The 16657-nt window shown below is 68.2% G+C and carries 14 protein-coding genes; 6 read left to right on the top strand and 8 right to left on the bottom strand.

Features of this window, described 5'->3' with window-relative positions; all coding sequences use genetic code 11:
- Window positions 1-69 precede the first annotated feature (69 nt).
- Window positions 70-423, top strand: a complete 354-nt coding sequence (locus tag PIQ37_RS03425; protein WP_342072341.1) for a DUF1304 domain-containing protein — start codon at window positions 70-72, stop codon at window positions 421-423.
- Between the two features lie 35 nt (window positions 424-458).
- Here the strand turns inward: PIQ37_RS03425 and PIQ37_RS03420 are convergent, their stop codons facing one another.
- The 3 genes from PIQ37_RS03420 to PIQ37_RS03410 form a co-directional block, all read right to left on the bottom strand.
- Window positions 459-941 (bottom strand): hotdog fold domain-containing protein, encoded by a 483-nt coding sequence (locus PIQ37_RS03420; protein ID WP_342072340.1) that lies wholly within the window; start codon window positions 939-941, stop codon window positions 459-461.
- Between the two features lie 68 nt (window positions 942-1009).
- Window positions 1010-3496, bottom strand: coding sequence for an acyl-CoA dehydrogenase (locus PIQ37_RS03415; RefSeq protein WP_342072339.1), 2487 nt, complete (start codon window positions 3494-3496; stop codon window positions 1010-1012).
- Entirely contained in the window at window positions 3493-4413 is a 921-nt protein-coding gene (locus PIQ37_RS03410; RefSeq protein WP_342072338.1) for an alpha/beta fold hydrolase, read from the bottom strand. Before PIQ37_RS03410 ends, PIQ37_RS03415 begins: the two co-directional genes overlap by 4 nt.
- Window positions 4414-4552: 139 nt before the next feature.
- Here PIQ37_RS03410 and PIQ37_RS03405 point away from each other — a divergent pair, with 139 nt between their 5' ends.
- Both PIQ37_RS03405 and PIQ37_RS03400 read left to right on the top strand, forming a co-directional pair.
- Window positions 4553-5164: a TetR/AcrR family transcriptional regulator gene (locus PIQ37_RS03405; protein WP_017910473.1), complete on the top strand. Its 612-nt coding sequence runs from the start codon at window positions 4553-4555 to the stop codon at window positions 5162-5164.
- A complete protein-coding gene (locus PIQ37_RS03400) occupies window positions 5164-6453 on the top strand; it encodes an aspartyl/asparaginyl beta-hydroxylase domain-containing protein (protein WP_342072337.1) in 1290 nt (429 codons plus the stop codon). The genes PIQ37_RS03405 and PIQ37_RS03400 overlap by 1 nt, the downstream gene beginning before the upstream one ends.
- A gap of 41 nt (window positions 6454-6494) precedes the next feature.
- Here the strand turns inward: PIQ37_RS03400 and PIQ37_RS03395 are convergent, their stop codons facing one another.
- The 5 genes from PIQ37_RS03395 to hslO all read right to left on the bottom strand — a co-directional run bounded on the left by PIQ37_RS03395 (window position 6495) and on the right by hslO (window position 13957).
- Window positions 6495-7061 (bottom strand): 2OG-Fe(II) oxygenase, encoded by a 567-nt coding sequence (locus PIQ37_RS03395; protein ID WP_148827641.1) that lies wholly within the window; start codon window positions 7059-7061, stop codon window positions 6495-6497.
- Window positions 7058-8896, bottom strand: coding sequence for a tetratricopeptide repeat-containing sulfotransferase family protein (locus PIQ37_RS03390; RefSeq protein WP_342072336.1), 1839 nt, complete (start codon window positions 8894-8896; stop codon window positions 7058-7060). The genes PIQ37_RS03395 and PIQ37_RS03390 overlap by 4 nt, the downstream gene beginning before the upstream one ends.
- A gap of 78 nt (window positions 8897-8974) precedes the next feature.
- Entirely contained in the window at window positions 8975-11860 is a 2886-nt protein-coding gene (locus tag PIQ37_RS03385) for a TonB-dependent receptor domain-containing protein (protein ID WP_342072335.1), read from the bottom strand.
- Window positions 11861-12087: 227 nt separating this feature from the next.
- The gene (locus tag PIQ37_RS03380) at window positions 12088-12948 is read right to left on the bottom strand and encodes an XOO1806 family protein (RefSeq protein ID WP_148827644.1); all 861 of its coding nucleotides are present in this window, start codon (window positions 12946-12948) and stop codon (window positions 12088-12090) included.
- Between the two features lie 115 nt (window positions 12949-13063).
- Window positions 13064-13957, bottom strand: a complete 894-nt coding sequence (hslO, locus tag PIQ37_RS03375) for an Hsp33 family molecular chaperone HslO (RefSeq protein ID WP_026144672.1) — start codon at window positions 13955-13957, stop codon at window positions 13064-13066.
- Window positions 13958-14038: 81 nt separating this feature from the next.
- Between hslO and mtgA the strand changes: the two genes are divergently transcribed.
- The 3 genes from mtgA (at window position 14039) to PIQ37_RS03360 (ending at window position 16587) form a co-directional block, all read left to right on the top strand.
- Window positions 14039-14791: a monofunctional biosynthetic peptidoglycan transglycosylase gene (mtgA, locus tag PIQ37_RS03370; protein ID WP_342072427.1), complete on the top strand. Its 753-nt coding sequence runs from the start codon at window positions 14039-14041 to the stop codon at window positions 14789-14791.
- 385 nt (window positions 14792-15176) lie between these two features.
- Window positions 15177-16199, top strand: a complete 1023-nt coding sequence (locus PIQ37_RS03365; protein WP_342072334.1) for a glycosyltransferase family 2 protein — start codon at window positions 15177-15179, stop codon at window positions 16197-16199.
- The gene (locus PIQ37_RS03360; protein WP_342072333.1) at window positions 16159-16587 is read left to right on the top strand and encodes a CBS domain-containing protein; all 429 of its coding nucleotides are present in this window, start codon (window positions 16159-16161) and stop codon (window positions 16585-16587) included. The genes PIQ37_RS03365 and PIQ37_RS03360 overlap by 41 nt, the downstream gene beginning before the upstream one ends.
- The last annotated feature ends 70 nt before the right edge of the window (window positions 16588-16657 follow it).

Raw genomic sequence — 16657 nt, 5'->3', positions numbered from 1 at the left:
GGCGGGGGACTGGCCGCCCATCGGGCCGCTGGCTATGCTGGCGTCCTGTCTCCTGTGCCGGATAGCACGATGATCCTGTTGGCTTCGATCCTGGTCGGCGCGGTCGCGCTGCTGCACGTGTACATCCTGCTGCTGGAGATGGTCCTGTGGACGCGTCCGCTGGGCATGAAGGTGTTCCGCAATTCGCCGGAGAAGGCGCAGGCCACGCGCGTGCTGGCGGCCAACCAGGGGCTGTACAACGGCTTCCTTGCCGCCGGCCTGGCCTGGGGCCTGGTCGCGCAGCGGGTCGACGTGATGCTGTTCTTCCTCGGCTGCGTGGTCGTGGCCGGCCTGTATGGCGGCTGGAGCGTCAGCCGCCGCATCGTGTTCGTACAGGCGCTGCCGGCCGCGCTGGCGATCGCGGCCGTGCTGCTGGCGTACTGAGCCGCGTATCGCACACCGCACACGCGACGCTGCGATCAGGGCGAGGCCGTGGCCGGTGCGCGTGGCGACACCCACATGGCGATGCGCGCGAAGCACACCACCTGCGCGCGCGCGTCGCGGATCTCCACGCTGACCGGCAGGTCGTAGCCGCGCTCGGCGGCGACGATCGCCACGTCCGGCGTGGCCACCGCATGCATCGGGCCGAGCGCCTTGCTGCGGTATTCCACCTGCATGCCCTTGGGGATCCAGCGCATCGATGGCGGCAGGCTGGCGTCGACCATCACTCCACCCGCCAGCTCCGCCAGGTTGCACAGGGCAATCGCGTGCACCGTGCCGATGTGGTTGCTGACCAGCCGCCGGTGCGCGATGCGCGCCTCGCAGCGGCCCGGCTCCAGGACGGTGATGCGCGGGGCGATGCTGGCGAAGTAGGGCGCCTTGAAGCACACCGCGCGCGAGAACAGCCAGGATCCCCCGGGCCAGCCTTGCATGCGGCGGTAGAGCGAGAGCAGTCGGCTCATTGCAGTTCCCCCGAACGCACGACGGCGGACCGAAGTCCGCCGTCGTGGGTGTCGCATGGTCGGGACGATCAGGCCGCTTCGCGCGAATGCCCGTCGTCGGCCGCCGCCGCGGCACGCTGGTAGTAGCTCGCCGAGCGCAGTTCGTCGGTGTCGAAGTCGTCGACGCTGATCGTGTCCATGGTGATCTCGCGCAGCTCCTCCAGCTGACGGCGCTCGTCGGCCGACAGCACGCCTTCGCGCACCGCCTCGTCCAGCTGCGAGGCGAAGTCCAGCGACGCGATGCCCTTGCTCTTGAGCGCCTTCAGGAACTTGCGCTCCACCGGCTCGGCCAGTACCGCCTTGGTCAGGTAGCTGGCGATGCGGCCGCCGGGGTTGTTCTCGCACGGTGTCAGGAACACGCCCTGGCCCAGGCGATCGCGGGCTTCGTTCGGCGTCATCAGCAGCGCGGCGACGCGGTGGCCCAGCCGGTCGCCCGGCGCTTCCGCGCGGCGGCCCCACGGGAAGATCAGCGCCCACATCAGCCAGCCGACCGGACGGATCGGGAAGTTGCGCAGCGCCGCCGACAGCGCCAGCTCGATCTTGTGCACGCTGTCGTGGAAGGCCCAGGCCAGCAGCGGCTGGTCGGTGGCCGGCGCGCCGTCGTCGTGGTAGCGCTTGAGCATGGCGCTGGTCATGTAGATGTGGCTCAGCACGTCGCCCAGGCGCCCGGACAGCGACTCCTTGAACTTCAGCTTGCCGCCGAGCATCAGCATCGATACGTCGGCCATCAGCGCCAGGTTCGCCGAGTAGCGGTCCAGCTTGCGGAAATAGCGGCGGGTGTAGGCGTCGCCCGGTGCGGCGCCGATGCGCGCGGCGGTCAGGCCGAACCACAGCGAACGCACCGCGTTGGAGATGGCGAAGCCGATGTGGCCGAACAGGTTGCGGTCGAACTCGTCGACGCCGGCCTTGTGGTCCGGGTTGCCGGCGGCCTTCATCTCCTTCATCACCCACGGATGGCACAGGATCGCGCCCTGGCCGAAGATCAGCAGGCTGCGGGTCATGATGTTGGCGCCTTCCACGGTGATCGCGATCGGCGCGGCCTGCCAGCTGCGGCCGGCGAAGTTGCGCGGCCCCAGGATGATGCCCTTGCCGCCGACCACGTCCATCACGTCGCTGATGACCTCGCGGCTCATCGTGGTGCAGTGATACTTGGCGATCGCCGACGGCACCGACGGCACGTCGCCGCGGTCCACCGCCGCGGCGGTGGCCTGCGACAGCGCGCTGATCGCATAGGCCTTGCCGCCGATCCGCGCCAGCGCCTCTTCCACGCCTTCGAAGCGGCCGACCGACAGGCCGAACTGCTTGCGGATGCGCGCATACGCACCGGTGACGACCGCGCCGAACTTGGCACCGCCGCTGGCGGTGGAGGGCAGGGTGATCGAGCGGCCCACGGCCAGGCACTCGTTGAGCATGTTCCAGCCCTTGCCGACCATCTCCACGCCGCCGATCAGCTGGCTCAGCGGGATGAACACTTCGCGGCCATGAATCGGGCCGTTCTGGAACGGCGAGTTGAGCGGGAAGTGGCGGCGGCCGATCTCGACCCCCGGGGTCTCGCGCGGCAGCAGCGCCAGGGTGATGCCGATGTCCTTGGTGTCGCCGATCAGGCCTTCCGGGTCGTACATGCGGAACGCCAGGCCGACCAGGGTCGCGACCGGCGCCAGGGTGATGTAGCGCTTGTCGAAGGTCAGCTTGACGCCGAGCACGTTGGCGCCGTTCCACTCGCCCTTGCAGACGATGCCGTAGTCGGGGATCGAGGTGGCGTCGGAGCCGGCGAACGGACCGGTCAGGCCGAAGCAGGGCACTTCCTGGCCCACCGCCAGACGCGGCAGGTAGTAGTCCTTCTGCTCCTTGGAGCCGTAGTGCAGCAGCAGTTCGCCCGGGCCCAGCGAGTTGGGCACGCCGACGGTGGAGCTGACCACGCTCGAGACCGAGGCGATCTTCTGGATCACCTTGTGGTGGGCCAGTGCGGAGAAGCCCAGGCCGCCGTATTCCTTCGGAATGATCATGCCGAAGAACTTGTTCTTCTTGATGAAGCTCCAGATCTCCGGCGGCAGGTCGGCATGGACGTGGGTGATTTCCCAGTCGTTGGTCATCCGGCACAGTTCTTCCACCGGACCATCGAGGAAGGCCTGCTCTTCGGCGGTCAGCTGCGGCTTGGGATAGTTCAGCAGCTTCTGCCAGTCCGGGTCGCCGGTGAACAGCTCGCCTTCGAAGCCGACCGAGCCGGTCTCCAGGGCGATGCGCTCGGTCTGCGACAGCGGCGGCAGCACCTTGCGGAACACCTTCAGCATCGGCGCGGTGAGCAGCGGCTTGCGCACGAACGGCAACAGCAGCGGCACCGCGACCACCGCCAACACGACGGCCGCGACGATGGTGGCGACGTGGTTGGCGCCGAGCAGCCAGCACGCGACCAGCAACGTGGCGCTCAACGCGGCCCAGACGGCGAGCCGCATGCGGTGATAGGCGGCGAACGCGCCGGCCAGCAACAACACGAGGAAGGGGGCAATGATGCTCATGGGCGTGCTCCGGGGAGGTACTCGGTGACGGCGGACGATGCGCCGGCGCAGGCCGGTGGCAGGGCGTCCAGGTAGTGCAACACAGTGGCGGTAAATGCGGCGTTGTCGTCGCCGGCCAGCATATGCGTGGCTTCGGGAAGATGCGCATGCTGCGCATGCGGCACCAGCGACAGGAACTCTTCGATGGTCTGCGGCGTGACCAGGTCGCTGCGGCCGCCGCTGATCAGTAGCAGCGGGCACTGCACGTGCGCGGCGGCCTGCGCGATCGCGCCCTGGTGCTGGTCGCTGTCGCGCGCCAGCTCTTCGACCAGGCGCGGATCCCAGTGCCAGTACCAGCGGCCGTCGGCGTGTTGCCGCAGGACGCTGCGCAGCGCCTCGGGCGACTTGCGCGCGCGCTGCGGCAGGTAGGCGGCGATCGCGTCGCCGGCCTCGTCCAGGCTGGCGAAGCCCTGCGGATGCGCGGTCATGAAAGCGAGGATGCGTTCGACCCCGGCCGGCTGCCAGCGCGGGGTGATGTCCACCAGCACCATCGCGCGGAACAGGCCCGGCCAGCGCGATTCGGCGATCAGCCCGAACAGCCCGCCCATCGACGCGGCGACCAGCACCGGCGGCGGCGACATCTCGCCGGCGACCACGATCAGGTCGTCGGTGAACTGCTCGCCGCGATAGGGCAGGTCCGCCGGGTTGCGCGCCGAATCGCCATGGCCGCGCGCGTCATAGGCGACGCTGTGGTAGCCATGCGCCTGCAGCGCCGTGGCGGTCGCCGACCAGGCATGCCGGGTCTGGCCGAAGCCATGCGCGAACAGCACCGATCCTGCTTCGCCGGGACCGGTGACGGTCGCGGCCAGCGCCAGCTCGCCGGAACCCGAGAGGGTGGCCGAGGCGGCATGCGGGTCGGTGGCGGAGGCGGAAACCATACGAGATAGTATGGTTGCTCTGCGCGGCATGTCAATACGATGCAGTATGGGTGCGAAAAGCCAATGCTGCCGGGCATTTGCGCCGCCCTCGTGAAGGCCACATACTGCAACCGACGTCCCCGTATGGTTAAATCCACGGATGAATACCGCGCCCGCTCCTTCCTCCGACGACGGCGCCGCTTCCGGCGGTGGCCGCAACAACCGGCTCAGCGCCGAAGACTGGGCGCAGGCCGCCCTGGACCTGATCGCCGAACAGGGCGTGAGCGCGGTGGCGGTGGAACCGCTGGCGCGGCGCCTGGGCGTTACCAAGGGCAGCTTCTACTGGCATTTCCCCTCGCGCGATGCATTGCTGCAGGCTGCGCTGGAGCGCTGGGAACTGGTCGAGCAACAGCAGGTGTTCGGCAGCCTGGAAGAGGTACCGGATCCGCGCACGCGGCTACGCGCGCTGTTCCAACTGGTCGCGCACGAGGTCAAGCCGCACATCATCTACAGTGAGTTGCTGAAGGCGCTCGATCATCCTGCGGTGCGGCCGGTGATCGACCGGGTCTCGCAGCGGCGCATGGAGTATCTGATCGCCTCGTTCCGCCAGGCCGGGCTCAGCCGGACCGATGCGCAACATCGCGCACGCCTGGCCTATGCCGCCTACGTCGGCTTCCTGCAGCTGTCGCTGCAATTGCACCAGCCCAAGCAGGCGCGCGAGGACTTCGAGGCCTACGTCGAACACGTCATCGTGACCTTGATTCCCGGCTGATGGCGCAGGTGCCGGCTGCCGACGCGCTGGAGGCCGTGCAGCGGCACGTGGCCAACGGCGACTACCGCGCGGCCGATGCGTTGTGCGAACGTGCCCTGGACGCGGCGCCCGCCGATCTGGCGTTGCGCCGCGCACATGCGCTGCTGCTGATGGACAGCGGCGCGTTCGCGCGCGCCGCCCAGGCCTGGGCGCTGGTGGCCGCCGCCGACCCCAGCGTGGAGGCATGGAGCCGCAGCGCGATCTGCCTGGCCCGGCTCGGCGAGCATGCGCAGGCGCTGCCGGCGTTCGAGCGCGCCTTGCAACTGGCCGCCGACGCGTTCCTGGTGCGGCTGTGGTATGCCGAAAGCCTCGATGCGCTGGCGCGCCACGATGACGCGCTGCCGATGTACTTCGCGGCGGTGCGGACGGCGCAGGCCAAGGGGCGCTGGCTCGATCAGGACACGACCGCGCCCGAACTGCGGACACGCGTGGTCGCCGCGATGCAGCGGATCGATCAGGGGCGGCACGCCGTGTTCGTCGCCGCGATACAGCCCTTGCTCGATCGCTTCGGCGAGACCGCGCTGCGCCGGGTGATGGCGGCCTTGCGCATCTATCTCGGGCTGCAACCGCGGCCGGCGGACGATGACCAGCATCCGACCTTCCTCTACATTCCCGATCTGGATCCGTCGCCCTATCTGGGAGCGGCGCGATTCCCCTGGTACGAGCGGCTGCAGGATGCCGCCGCCGGCATCGTCGAGGAAGCCCATCAGGTCCTGGCGTCGCGGCAGTCGGTGCAACCGTTCCTGGATTTCAGCAATGGCAGTTCGCCCCAGGACTATCTCGTCGGCCAGCGCGGCGACGGCGCCTGGGATGCGTATTTCTTCTACCGGCATGGGCAGGCCTATCCGGACAACCTGCAGCGCTGCCCGCGCACGGCGGCCGCGTTGGCGCAGGTGCCGTTGACCCGGATCGATGGGCATGCGCCGGAGGTGTTGTTCTCGATCCTGGCGCCCGGCACCACGATCAAGCCGCATTACGGCGTGACCAACGCGCGCGTCGTGACCCACTTGCCCTTGATCGTGCCGCCGGACTGTGCGCTCGAGGTCGCCGGCATCGCCCATGCCTGGGAGGTCGGGCGCCTGGTCACGTTCAACGACACCTGCCTGCACCAGGCCTGGAACCACAGCGACCGGGTGCGGGTGGTGACGATCCTGGACACCTGGCACCCGGATCTGGACGAGGCCGAGACGCTGGCGCTGCGACAACTGGTGGAGACGATCGGCGCGTTCAATCTGCGCGCCGGCGTCTGAGCCGTGCCCGGCGCGGCGCGCGTTGGAGTTCGCGGCGACGCTCAGCGCTTGAACATGAGGTAGGTCGACAGGATGTACTTGTCGTTGGACACCGGCGGCTCGCCGACGTGCTGGTACATCCAGTAAGGAGGGAACATCAGCAACCTGCCGGCGCGGGGCGCGGTTTCCACGTCGAGGTCGCAGAAGCGGGTGGTCCCCCCTTCGCTGACGTCGTTGAGATACCACAGGAACACCATGTAGCGTTCCGAGACCGCGTCGACCGAGTCGAAGTGCGGCTGGAAGCGATCGGTGCCGCCCACCTGGTATTTCTTCAGGATCAGTCGGTCGATGGTCGGCCGGTACGGAATGGGCAGGGTCAGGCCCAGCGCCTGGTTGTAGCGGGCCAGGTAGTGTTCGATCCGGTCCAGGAAGAAGCCCAGGAAGGCCGGGTCGGCCAGCTTGCCGACGTCCAGTTCGGTCCAGTTGCTCTCGCCCAGCGCCGCATGCGTATTGCTGCCGTTGCGCAGGTGATGCGCGCGGGAAGATTCGAACCCGTCGATCAACTGTTGGCAGAACGCGGCGGGCAGGGCGTCGTCGTAGGTGCGGATGTAGTCGCTCAGCGCTTTCATGGCGTAGCAGTTCCCAGGTCGTAGCCCCAGTGCGCGGCCACCGGCTGCAGGATCGGCAGCGCGCCGGCCAGCCAGGGCGCGTAGGGATGCCAGCGTCCCACCGCGCGCTGGTTCACCGGTTCCACCACTTGCGCGTAACTGGGGGTGCTGATGTAGCCCTTGCGCGCGGCGTGTTGCGCGAAATCGGCCAGGAACCCGGCCTGGTCGATGCCCAAGAAGTCGCCGATGCGTTGCACTTGCGCAGGGAAATCGGCCACCGTTTCCTCGTACTTGAGAATCAGCAGCTGCGGTTGCAGCAGCGCCTGATGGTGGATCCAGAAGCGCATCGCGTTCACGTAGCTCCTGGCCAGGCGCTCGAGCGTGGAGCACAGCACCATGAAGGCGGGCGAGCGGAAATTCTGCATGTAGCAGCTCAACAGCACATCGCAGGGATGGCGAAGGGCCAGGATGATCTTCGCGTCGGGGAACATGCGCATGATCACCGGCAGGCGCAACATGTTGAGCGGATTCTTGTCGACCAGTTGCTGGCCTGGGGCCAGGGCCACGACCTTGGCGACTTCCGCCCAGTACACCTGGCGCATCGCCGCGACCTGGGTCTGGTCCAGCGCATCCAGGTCGTACGGGTAGCGCTGGCCCTGCGCTTCCATCCATTCGATGCAGCGCTGCAGGATCGCGCGCTCGTCCATCGACGCATAGCGCGGATGCGCGTCGAGCATCTGTTCCAGCATGGTGGTGCCCGAGCGGGGGAAGCCGACGATGAACACCGGCGACGCGTCGCTGTCCGGCGCCGTACCGCGCGCGTCCGTCGCGAATGGCGTCTCCAGCCACAGGCTGGAGATCTGCAGCGGCTCTTCGCCGGAGTGGGCGATCTCCGGCACGGTCTCGGCGGCGAGCTTGAACTGGAGGGCGTGCGCCTTCTCCAGCATGGCCATCGCCGCGGCGGGCTTGCCCTGCTTGTCGTCGATGCCGGCCAGCGCAAAGTAGGCATTGGCCTCGATCTGCACCTGCGGCCGCAGGGCCAGCAGTTCGGTCGTGGCGCTGCGTGCCGCGGCGTAGTCCTTGCGGCGCAGCGCCAGCGCCGACTGCAGTTGCAGCAGGTCGATGCGGGTCTGCCTGTCGTCCTGCATGGCAATGGCGCTCGCCTGCTGCCACAGCGTCTCGGCCTGGGCGATGCGATTGGTGCGCTCGTGCAATTGCGCCAGGCGGATCAGGTTGGAGAGCGACGGCGCCTGACCGTGCTGCGTCTGCGACAGCAAGGCCTCGGCTTCGTCGGTTCTGCCGACCTGGATCAGTGCGCCTGCGAGGTCCTCGCGCAGGTCGTCGGGCAAGTGCGGCCAGACTGCGGGCGGCGGGAGCAGGGCGGCGGCGCGCTGCGCATCGCCGCATTCGAAGCAGGCGATGGCGGCGTGGATGCGCGCCTCCGGTTGCGCCGGATCCAGGTCGACCGCGTCGAGCAGGCGGTGCCGTGCGCGCGCGATGTCGCCCATGTCCAGCAGCAGCAGACCATGGTCGACGAGATAGTGATAGGTCTGCGGCGCCAGGGCGAGCGCCTGGCGGTAGGCCTGGTCGGCGTCGGCATGTTCACCAAGAGTGCGCAGCGCCATGCCGAGATTGGCCCAGTGCGCCGACTCGTGCGGCTGCAGGCGGGTCAGGGTGCGGTAGTGCCCGGCCGCTCCGGCCACGTCGCCGCGCTGTTGCAGCGCCATCGCCAGCAGCGTGTGCCAGGCGGGATCGTGCGGCGTGGCGGCCAACGCCTGCCGACACAGTTCGGCGGCCGTTTCCGCGCTGCCTTGTTCGATGAGATGGATCGCGTGTTGCAGCTGTGGTGCGTTCATTCGGGTCTGCCAAAAAAGAGGGCCGCGCGAATGCGTCGCGCGGCCCTCGTCGCCACGTCAGGAGCGGACTGAGCGAACTCAGAAGCTCATGCTGTAGCGAGCCCACAGGTAGCGGCCAACGGTGTCGAAGCTGTTCACGTCCGTGTTGGCGTTCAGCACGTTGTTCTGATACAGCATGGGCGGCTGCTTGTCGAACACGTTGTCCAGGCCCACTTCCACCTTCGAATTGAACCACGGCAGCGCGTAGTTCACGCTGACGCTGTGCAGGAAGTAGGAGCCGTAGGGGACCACCACGTACGGCAGGCCGGCGTCGGCGCTGCGGTTCTGCGCCGGATCGGCGCTGCCGACGTCGAACGGACCGACGTAACGCACGCGCCAGCTCGCGCCGAAGTCGCCCTTCTGCCAGTTCACGAACAGGCGGCCGCGGACACGCGAGTACAGGCCGTAGCTCTTGTTGTACGTGCCGGCCACATGGGTCACCACGCCCGCCGGATCGTCCGGGTTGGTCTTGTTGTCGTAGCGCGCGATGTAGGTGCCGTCCAGGCCGAAGGTGTAGCTACCCCAGGCGGTGTCGGGCAGGCGATAGCGCAGCGCCAGGTCCCAGCCCTTGGTATCCAGGCGGCCCAGGTTGACGATCGGCTCGCGGATGAAGTTCACCTGCCCGTCGGAGTAACGGTTGATGAAGCCGCAGAACGGGCTGTTGTTGTCGCTGTAGCAGATGTCGGCCACGGTCTGCGCATCGGCGCGGTTGATCGTGTCGTTCAGGTACAGGCGCCAGTAGTCCAGGCTGGCCGAGAAGCCCGGCAGCCATTCCGGGTCATAGACCACACCCCAGTCGAACGACTTGCCCTGTTCCGGCTTCAGGGTGAAGCCGGCAGCGACAGAGCCCGACCACACGCCAGTGGTCTGCGACATGCCGCTCGGGGTGATGCCGGTGGCGCCCGGAATGGCGGTCGCACCCGCGCCCGCGCCGCACGCCGCTTCGTGGTTGCGCGCCGTGCCGGTACGGCCGTAGCCGAGGCAGGGGTCGGCGAAGTTCGGCGCATCGCCGCTGGCGCCGGCGTACAGGTTCTCGATCGTCGGGGCGCGGAACACCTCGGCGACCGTGCCGCGCAGCAGCAGGTTCTGGATCGGACGCCACTCCAGCTGGACCTTGCTGTTGGTGGTGTTGCCGAAGGTGTTGTAGTCCGAATAGCGCGAGCCCAGGGTCAGCGCCAGCAGGTGCGCGAACGGGACCTCGGACAGCAGCGGGACGTACAGTTCGGCGTACAGCTCCTTGACGTTGTACTTGCCGCTCAGCGGGGTACCGCAGGCTTCCTGCGAGATAAAGCAGTTGCCGTTCGCATTGGCGATGGCGATGTAGTCGACCGCGTTCTTCTGGTACTCCTCGCGCCAGGACACGCCCACCGCCAGCTGCGAGGCGCCGGCCGGCAGCGTGAACAGCTCGCCGTTGGCGTTGGCTTCGAAGCTGCGCATCTGGTAGGTGTTGGAGTAGGTCGGGCGCGCTTCGTACTTGCCGAGCGTCGCGATCGTCTGCGGGTCGTTGATGTTGAAGATGTTCAACGGGGTGCAGCCGGCGATCACCGCACCGGCGCTGCCGCACTTGACCACGCCATCGGTGTCGCGGAACGACGGGCCCAGCGCGTCGCGCAGGCCGGCGTAGTACACGTAGCCGTAGCTGGTGTTCTCGCGGGTGTAGTGGCCGTAGTTCATGGCCGCGTCCCACTTCCAGGTGCTGTCGCCGACGAAGCCTTCGAGGCCGGCCACGACCTGGTCGGTCACGGTGCTGTAGTAGGAGCGGCGCTGGCCCAGCGAGGTGAAGCGGGTCAGCAGCTGGTTGTACTGGTTGCCGCCGTTGTCCGCGCCGAAATCGGTGCCGAACGGGTTGTAGAAGTTGTTGGCGGAGATCACCACCTTGTCGCCACGGGCGTCGAACGGCAGCGGCGCGATCGCGAAGTTGGAGCTGGTCTTGTTGTGGTAGACCTGGGCGAAGGCGTTGATGCTGTCGGTGATCTGATAGTTGGCCAGGAAGAACGCGTTGGTGCGCTCCTGCGGCGTCATGATCAGGTTGGTGGCCTGGTAGTTGAAGGAGTCGGTCGCGCCGGAGTAGCAGCGGTAATCCCCCTGCGAGGCGCCGGACGCGCCGGGCTTCAGGGTGACGGTCGAGCAGCCGCCGTACTGGGGACGCAGGGCGGCCGGCACGGTGATGCGGCCGCGCGGATTGCGGCTGGAGCCGAGCACGGTGACCGCGCCGCTGTACAGGTAGGTCGCGTCCTTGGAGTACTTGCGGTCGGCGGAGGAGATGCCATCGAACTTGTTGTAGTTCAGGCCGACCATGATGTTGCCGCGATCGCCGACCTGACCGAAGGTCAGCGAGCCGCCGCTGCGCGCGCCGTCGCTCAGGTGCGTCGCCTGACCGTAGTCGAGGGTGACCGCCAGGCCTTCGAAGTCCTTGCGCAGGATGAAGTTGACCACGCCGGCCACGGCATCGGAGCCGTACACCGCCGAGGCGCCGCTGGTCAGCACTTCGATGCGCTCCACGGCGCTGGCGGGGATCGAGTTGACGTCGTTGTTGACGACGCGACGGCCGTTGACCAGCAGCAGGGTGCGCTCGTCGCCGAGGCCGCGCAGGTCGACCGAGGACTTGCCGTCGCCGCCGCCGTTGTTGACCGCCGGGCTGGCCGGCGCACCGGACATCGCCGGCAGTTCCTGCACCAGATCGCCGAGGGTCAGCTTGCCGGTCTGCTCGATCGCGGCGCGGTCGATCACGACCACCGGGCTGGCGGTTTCGGTTTCAACGCGGGCAACGCGCGAGCCGGTGACCTGGATGGTGTCCAGGGTCTTGGACGCATCGTTGGAGGAGCTGTCCTGGGCCGCGGCCGCGCCGGTGCTCAGCAGCGCGGTGGTGCCGGCAGCGAGTGCGAACGCGATCGCGTCGCGCAAGCGATGGGTCTTGCAATTCATTGGCTCTCTCTCCGAAAGGTGTATGTCAGCTGAAGTTCGCCTGCGGAGGCGCCGAAATGCGATGCCAAAAACCGCGGGGTGAGCCGATGTTAACTTTGTCTTCAGAGAAATTAAAGAGTCGTTAATGAGGGTGCAATTTGAGTGATGTATATCACGCTCGTTCAGGCAATAAAAAAGCCTCCATGCGGAGGCTTTTTCTTTGCCTGACAACAGGTTGCGATTAGTCGCTACAGATCCTGCTCGTAGCGCACGTAGGGGATGGTCCCCTCTTCGGTGCTGATGTTGTTCGGCGAGAACGGGTTCTTGCCGCGGGTGATGACGTTCTCGGCGCCCACGGTCAGCTGGCCGCTCCACGGCGTGCGCCAGGTCAGGCCCACGCCCAGGCCGGTCCATTTGCCGGGCTGGCCGGGGGCGTCGACGACGCGGCCGATGACGTTGGCGCTGAACGAGCCGTAGCCGCCGCCGATGCTCAGGCTCTTGCTGTCCCAGCGGTCGAGCATGGCCGGGGTGGCGTCGGCGATCGGCACCAGGCGTGCCTTGGCGTAGGTGCCGCCGATCGAGACGAAGCCCTCGCGGCCGATGTTCTGCTGCGCGAAGACGGTCAGGTCGTTCTGCTCCATCCGCATCGACGGCGTCTTGTTGGCGCCGGCCAGCCAGGCGGGGAGGTTCTCGCGGCCGGTGCCCGCCGACAGCGACAGGCGCCCGCCGGGGCGATTGAAGGTGGTGGTGGCGGCGACATGGTGGCCGGTGGTGCCATCGTCGTCGCCCAGGCTGGCCAGCATGCAGTGGCTGGCCAAGCCGCTGATGCTGCCGCCGCTGGCGCTGTTGCAGAGCAGGCCCAGCGAGTCGCCGGAGGACAGGCCGAACGCGGCATCCAGGGAGTTGCGGCCGAAGTGCCAGCGCGCGCCGACCGCCTGTTCGCCGGTGGGCTCCAGGTACAACAGCGCCTCGACCTTGCCGCTGCCCTTGTTCCAGACCGGCAGCACGGTGCGGTCGTGGCCAGTGGCTGGCTTGCTCTGCGCGTGCGCGCCCGTGCTCGCCGCAAGGGCGATCAGCAGGGCGAGCGGTAGGCGCAGGAAGGGTCGCATCAGCAATCTGAGACTTGGGGCGGGCACGAAAGTTCCCGCCGGACAGGGTGGTCGATGCTAGAGGGTTTATGTTTCTTTAACAAGTCGGACTCCCCGGTCGCGACGCGCATTTCAGCTAGTGCAAGCGCTCCGAGGACGTCGGTTCAGCCTGCGTTACGGCAAACAATACTCCGAATTCCGTCAAGGGGAAGTCATAGTGACGGCCGCAGAACTCGCAGCGGATCTCAACTTGGCCGGTCGCCTCGGCCGCCGCCCGCGCTTCCTCCTCGCCGAGCGAGCGCAGCATCGCCGCGACCCGCTCGCGCGAGCACGAGCAGCCGAAGCGCAGCGGGCGGTCGCCCAGCAGCTCCGGGGTCTCCTCGTGGAACAGCCGGTGCAGCAGGGTCTCGGCCGGCGTCGCCAGCAGTTCGGCCTCGCCCACGGTCTCGAACAGCGCGCCGGCGCGGTTCCAGCCGTCCTCGTCGCCGGCGTCGCCCGGCAGCTTCTGCAGCAGCAGGCCGGCGGCGTGCGTACCGTCGGCGGCCAGGATCAGCCGCGTCGGCAACTGCTCGGACTGGCGGAAGTAGTCCTCGAAGGCTTCGTCCAGCTCGGCCGAGGACATCGCCACAAGACTCTGGTAGCGCTGCGGTTCGCGCGGGTCCAGGCCGGGGTTCTCGATGGTGATCGCCAACAGGGCATCGTCGCCGAGCGCGCGCAGGTCGCGCGGCGCGTCCTGGCCTTCGCCCAATTGGACGATGCCGCGCAGCGTGCCGGCGGCGGTGCACTCGGCGAACAGGGTGCGCAGCGCGCCCTGGCTGCGCAACTGCACCGACAGGCGTCCGTCGACCTTGGTGTGGCCGGTGAACAGGGCCGCGGCGACGCAGGCCTCGCCCAGCAGTTCGGTGGCCGCGGCGGGATAGCTGGCCGGCGCCAGGATCTCGCGCCAGGTGTCGTGCAGGCGCACGTGCACGCCGCGCACGCCGGCGCCGGGTAGCAGGAAGCGGGTCAGACGATCGTCGGAAGAATGCATTGCGGCCTCGCTGCGCATGGGAAGATGGCGACCGCACGAGAGTGGATCGTCACGGTGGACCAGATCGAAGAAAGCATAGGAATGGGGGCGGGGCGCCGCGATGCAAGTGGCGTCCTGCCGGCGCGTCCACGGGCCAGGCGCTGGCGGCGCTGGCGGCGCTGGCTGCTGCTGGCGCCGTTGCTGTTCGTGCTGGCGAGCGTGTCGCAGGTGCTGTTGCTGCGCTTCGTCGACCCGCCGTTCTCGGCGATGATGCTGGAGCGCCAGCTCGGCGCCTGGGCCAGTGGCGACTGGTCGTACCGCATCGCCTACGACTGGCGCGACACCGCGCAGATCGCCCCGAGCCTGCCGATCTCCCTGGTGGCCGCGGAGGACCAGCGCTTCCCCAGCCATCACGGCTTCGATCTGGACGCGATCGAGAAGGCGCGCGACCACAACGCACGCGGCGGCCGTCTGCGCGGCGCCAGCACGATCAGCCAGCAGGTCGCCAAGAACGTGTTCCTGTGGCAAGGCCGCAGTTGGCTGCGCAAGGGCCTGGAGGCCTGGTACACGGTGCTGATCGAGGCGCTGTGGTCGAAGCAGCGCATTCTGGAGGTGTACGCCAACGTCGCCGAGTTCGGCGACGGTGTGTATGGCGCGCAGGCGGCGGCGCGCAGCTTCTGGGGCAAGGACGCGGCGCAGCTGACGCCGGCGCAGAGCGCACTGCTGGCGGCGGTGCTGCCGGCGCCGCAGCGCTACAACGCCGCGCGTCCCGGCCCGTACGTGCAGAGCCGCGCCAACTGGATCCAGCGCCAGACCCGGCAACTGGGCGGGCCCGCCTACCTGCAGGCGCCGTAGGCTTGAAGCCCCTCTCCCGCCGGGAGAGGGGTTGGGGTGAGGGTACGGCTGGCACGCGCGAATCGGGCTCGGCGGTACCCGTACCCTCATCCGCCCCTGCGGGGCACCTTCTCCCGATGGGAGAAGGGACAGGCAGATGGCGCGCGCCGCCGAGTGGGCTGGCCTACCTATAGGCGCCGTGGGCTAGGTTGAGCCCCTCTCCCCTCGGGAGAGGGGTTGGGGTGAGGGTACGGCTGGCACGTGCGAATTGGGCTCGGCGGTACCCGTACCCTCATCCGCCCCTGCGGGGCACCTTCTCCCGGTGGGAGAAGGGAGGAGCTCCCGCTTTTGTCGCGCAGTGCGCGGGCTGCTGGTGAACCCGCAGGCGGCTCCGTACCATCCGCCGATGGAATCCGAACGTCTTACCGTCGTCGTCACTGCGTTCAACGAGGCGCAGACCCTGCCGCTGTTGCACCCGCGCATCGTCGCCGCGCTCGACGCCGTGCCGGGATTGGAGGGGCGGGTGCTGTACGTGGACGACGGCAGCCGCGATGCCACCTGGGAGACGATCCAGGCGCTGGCCGCGTCCGATCCGCGGGTCGGCGCGCTGCGCCTGTCGCGCAATTTCGGCAAGGAACTGGCGCTGACCGCAGGGCTGGACTGCGTCGACCGCGGCGCGGCGATGCTGCTGGACGCCGATGGGCAGGATCCGCCGGAGCTGATCGCGCAGTTCGTCGCGCACTGGCGCGCCGGCTACGACGACATCTACGGCACGCGCCTGGTGCGCGAAGGCGAGGGTTGGCTCAAGCGCGGCACCGCGGCGCTGTTTTATCGGGTGATCGGGCGCTTGTCGAAGACGCCGATCCCCGCCGATACCGGCGATTTCCGCCTGCTGTCGCCGCGCGCGCTGGCTGCGCTGCGGCAATTGCGCGAGCGTCACCGTTTCATGAAGGGCCTGTTCGGCTGGATCGGCTTCCGCCGCCTGGCGGTGCCGTACCGGCGAGCGCCGCGCCTGGCCGGACGCAGCAAGTTCAGCCTGTGGCGATTGTGGAACTTCGCCCTGGACGGCATCACCGGCTTCTCCACCGCGCCGTTGCGGGTGGCCACCTACCTGGGCCTGGCGACGGCGGTCGGCGCCTTCCTGTTCGCGATCTGGGTGGTAGTCAAGGCGGCGCTGTGGGGCGACCCGGTGGCCGGCTGGCCGACGATGATGGCGGTCATCCTGTTCCTGGGCGGCGTGCAGTTGATCGCGCTGGGCCTGATCGGCGAATACCTGGGCCGGCTGTACGAGGAATCCAAGCAACGTCCGCTGTACCTGGTGGAGACCTGGCATGCACCGGGCGAAGGAGTATGCTCGGCCGTGCGATCCAGCGAACCGGGAGGCAGCGATGCGGACGGTACGGCAGGTCTTGAGCGAAAAGGGCAATGAGATCCACGCGGTCGCGCCGGACACGGCGGTGATCGAGGCGCTGCGGCTGATGGCCGCCAAGGGCATCGGCGCGGTGCTGGTGCTGCAGGACGGACAGCTGTCCGGGATCCTGTCCGAGCGCGACTACGCACGCAAGGTGGTCCTGCAGGACCGCTCCTCGGCGACCACGCCGGTGCGCGACATCATGAGCAGCAAGGTGCACACCGTGGATCCGTCGCAGAGCGTGCAGCAGTGCATGGAACTGATGACCGGGCAACGCATCCGCCACCTGCCCGTGGTGGATGCCGGCACCGTGATCGGCGTGATCTCGATCGGCGACTTGGTCAAGGCGGTGATCGAAGAGCAGCGCGAGGAACTGGATCAGTTGCAGGAGTACATCAGGAGCTGAGATTGGGGAGTCGGGATTGGGGATTCGCAAGAGCGGCGGCGCATGCACCTATGCTCGCTGAGCGCATCAT

It is taken from the genome of Xanthomonas protegens, from assembly GCF_038442435.1.
GTDB lineage: Bacteria > Pseudomonadota > Gammaproteobacteria > Xanthomonadales > Xanthomonadaceae > Xanthomonas_A > Xanthomonas_A sontii.
This window is presented reverse-complemented; position numbering and strand designations above follow the sequence as displayed.

Coding starts and splice junctions, on each gene's coding strand:
- mtgA (WP_342072427.1), top strand. CDS start 14,039: ATGGGGGCGGGGCGCCGCGATGCAAGTGGCGTCCTGCCGGCGCGTCCA.
- PIQ37_RS03425 (WP_342072341.1), top strand. CDS start 70: ATGATCCTGTTGGCTTCGATCCTGGTCGGCGCGGTCGCGCTGCTGCAC.
- PIQ37_RS03380 (WP_148827644.1), bottom strand. CDS start 12,948: ATGCGACCCTTCCTGCGCCTACCGCTCGCCCTGCTGATCGCCCTTGCG.
- PIQ37_RS03395 (WP_148827641.1), bottom strand. CDS start 7,061: ATGAAAGCGCTGAGCGACTACATCCGCACCTACGACGACGCCCTGCCC.
- PIQ37_RS03385 (WP_342072335.1), bottom strand. CDS start 11,860: ATGAATTGCAAGACCCATCGCTTGCGCGACGCGATCGCGTTCGCACTC.
- PIQ37_RS03410 (WP_342072338.1), bottom strand. CDS start 4,413: ATGGTTTCCGCCTCCGCCACCGACCCGCATGCCGCCTCGGCCACCCTC.
- hslO (WP_026144672.1), bottom strand. CDS start 13,957: ATGCATTCTTCCGACGATCGTCTGACCCGCTTCCTGCTACCCGGCGCC.
- PIQ37_RS03405 (WP_017910473.1), top strand. CDS start 4,553: ATGAATACCGCGCCCGCTCCTTCCTCCGACGACGGCGCCGCTTCCGGC.
- PIQ37_RS03420 (WP_342072340.1), bottom strand. CDS start 941: ATGAGCCGACTGCTCTCGCTCTACCGCCGCATGCAAGGCTGGCCCGGG.
- PIQ37_RS03360 (WP_342072333.1), top strand. CDS start 16,159: ATGCGGACGGTACGGCAGGTCTTGAGCGAAAAGGGCAATGAGATCCAC.
- PIQ37_RS03390 (WP_342072336.1), bottom strand. CDS start 8,896: ATGAACGCACCACAGCTGCAACACGCGATCCATCTCATCGAACAAGGC.
- PIQ37_RS03415 (WP_342072339.1), bottom strand. CDS start 3,496: ATGAGCATCATTGCCCCCTTCCTCGTGTTGTTGCTGGCCGGCGCGTTC.
- PIQ37_RS03365 (WP_342072334.1), top strand. CDS start 15,177: ATGGAATCCGAACGTCTTACCGTCGTCGTCACTGCGTTCAACGAGGCG.
- PIQ37_RS03400 (WP_342072337.1), top strand. CDS start 5,164: ATGGCGCAGGTGCCGGCTGCCGACGCGCTGGAGGCCGTGCAGCGGCAC.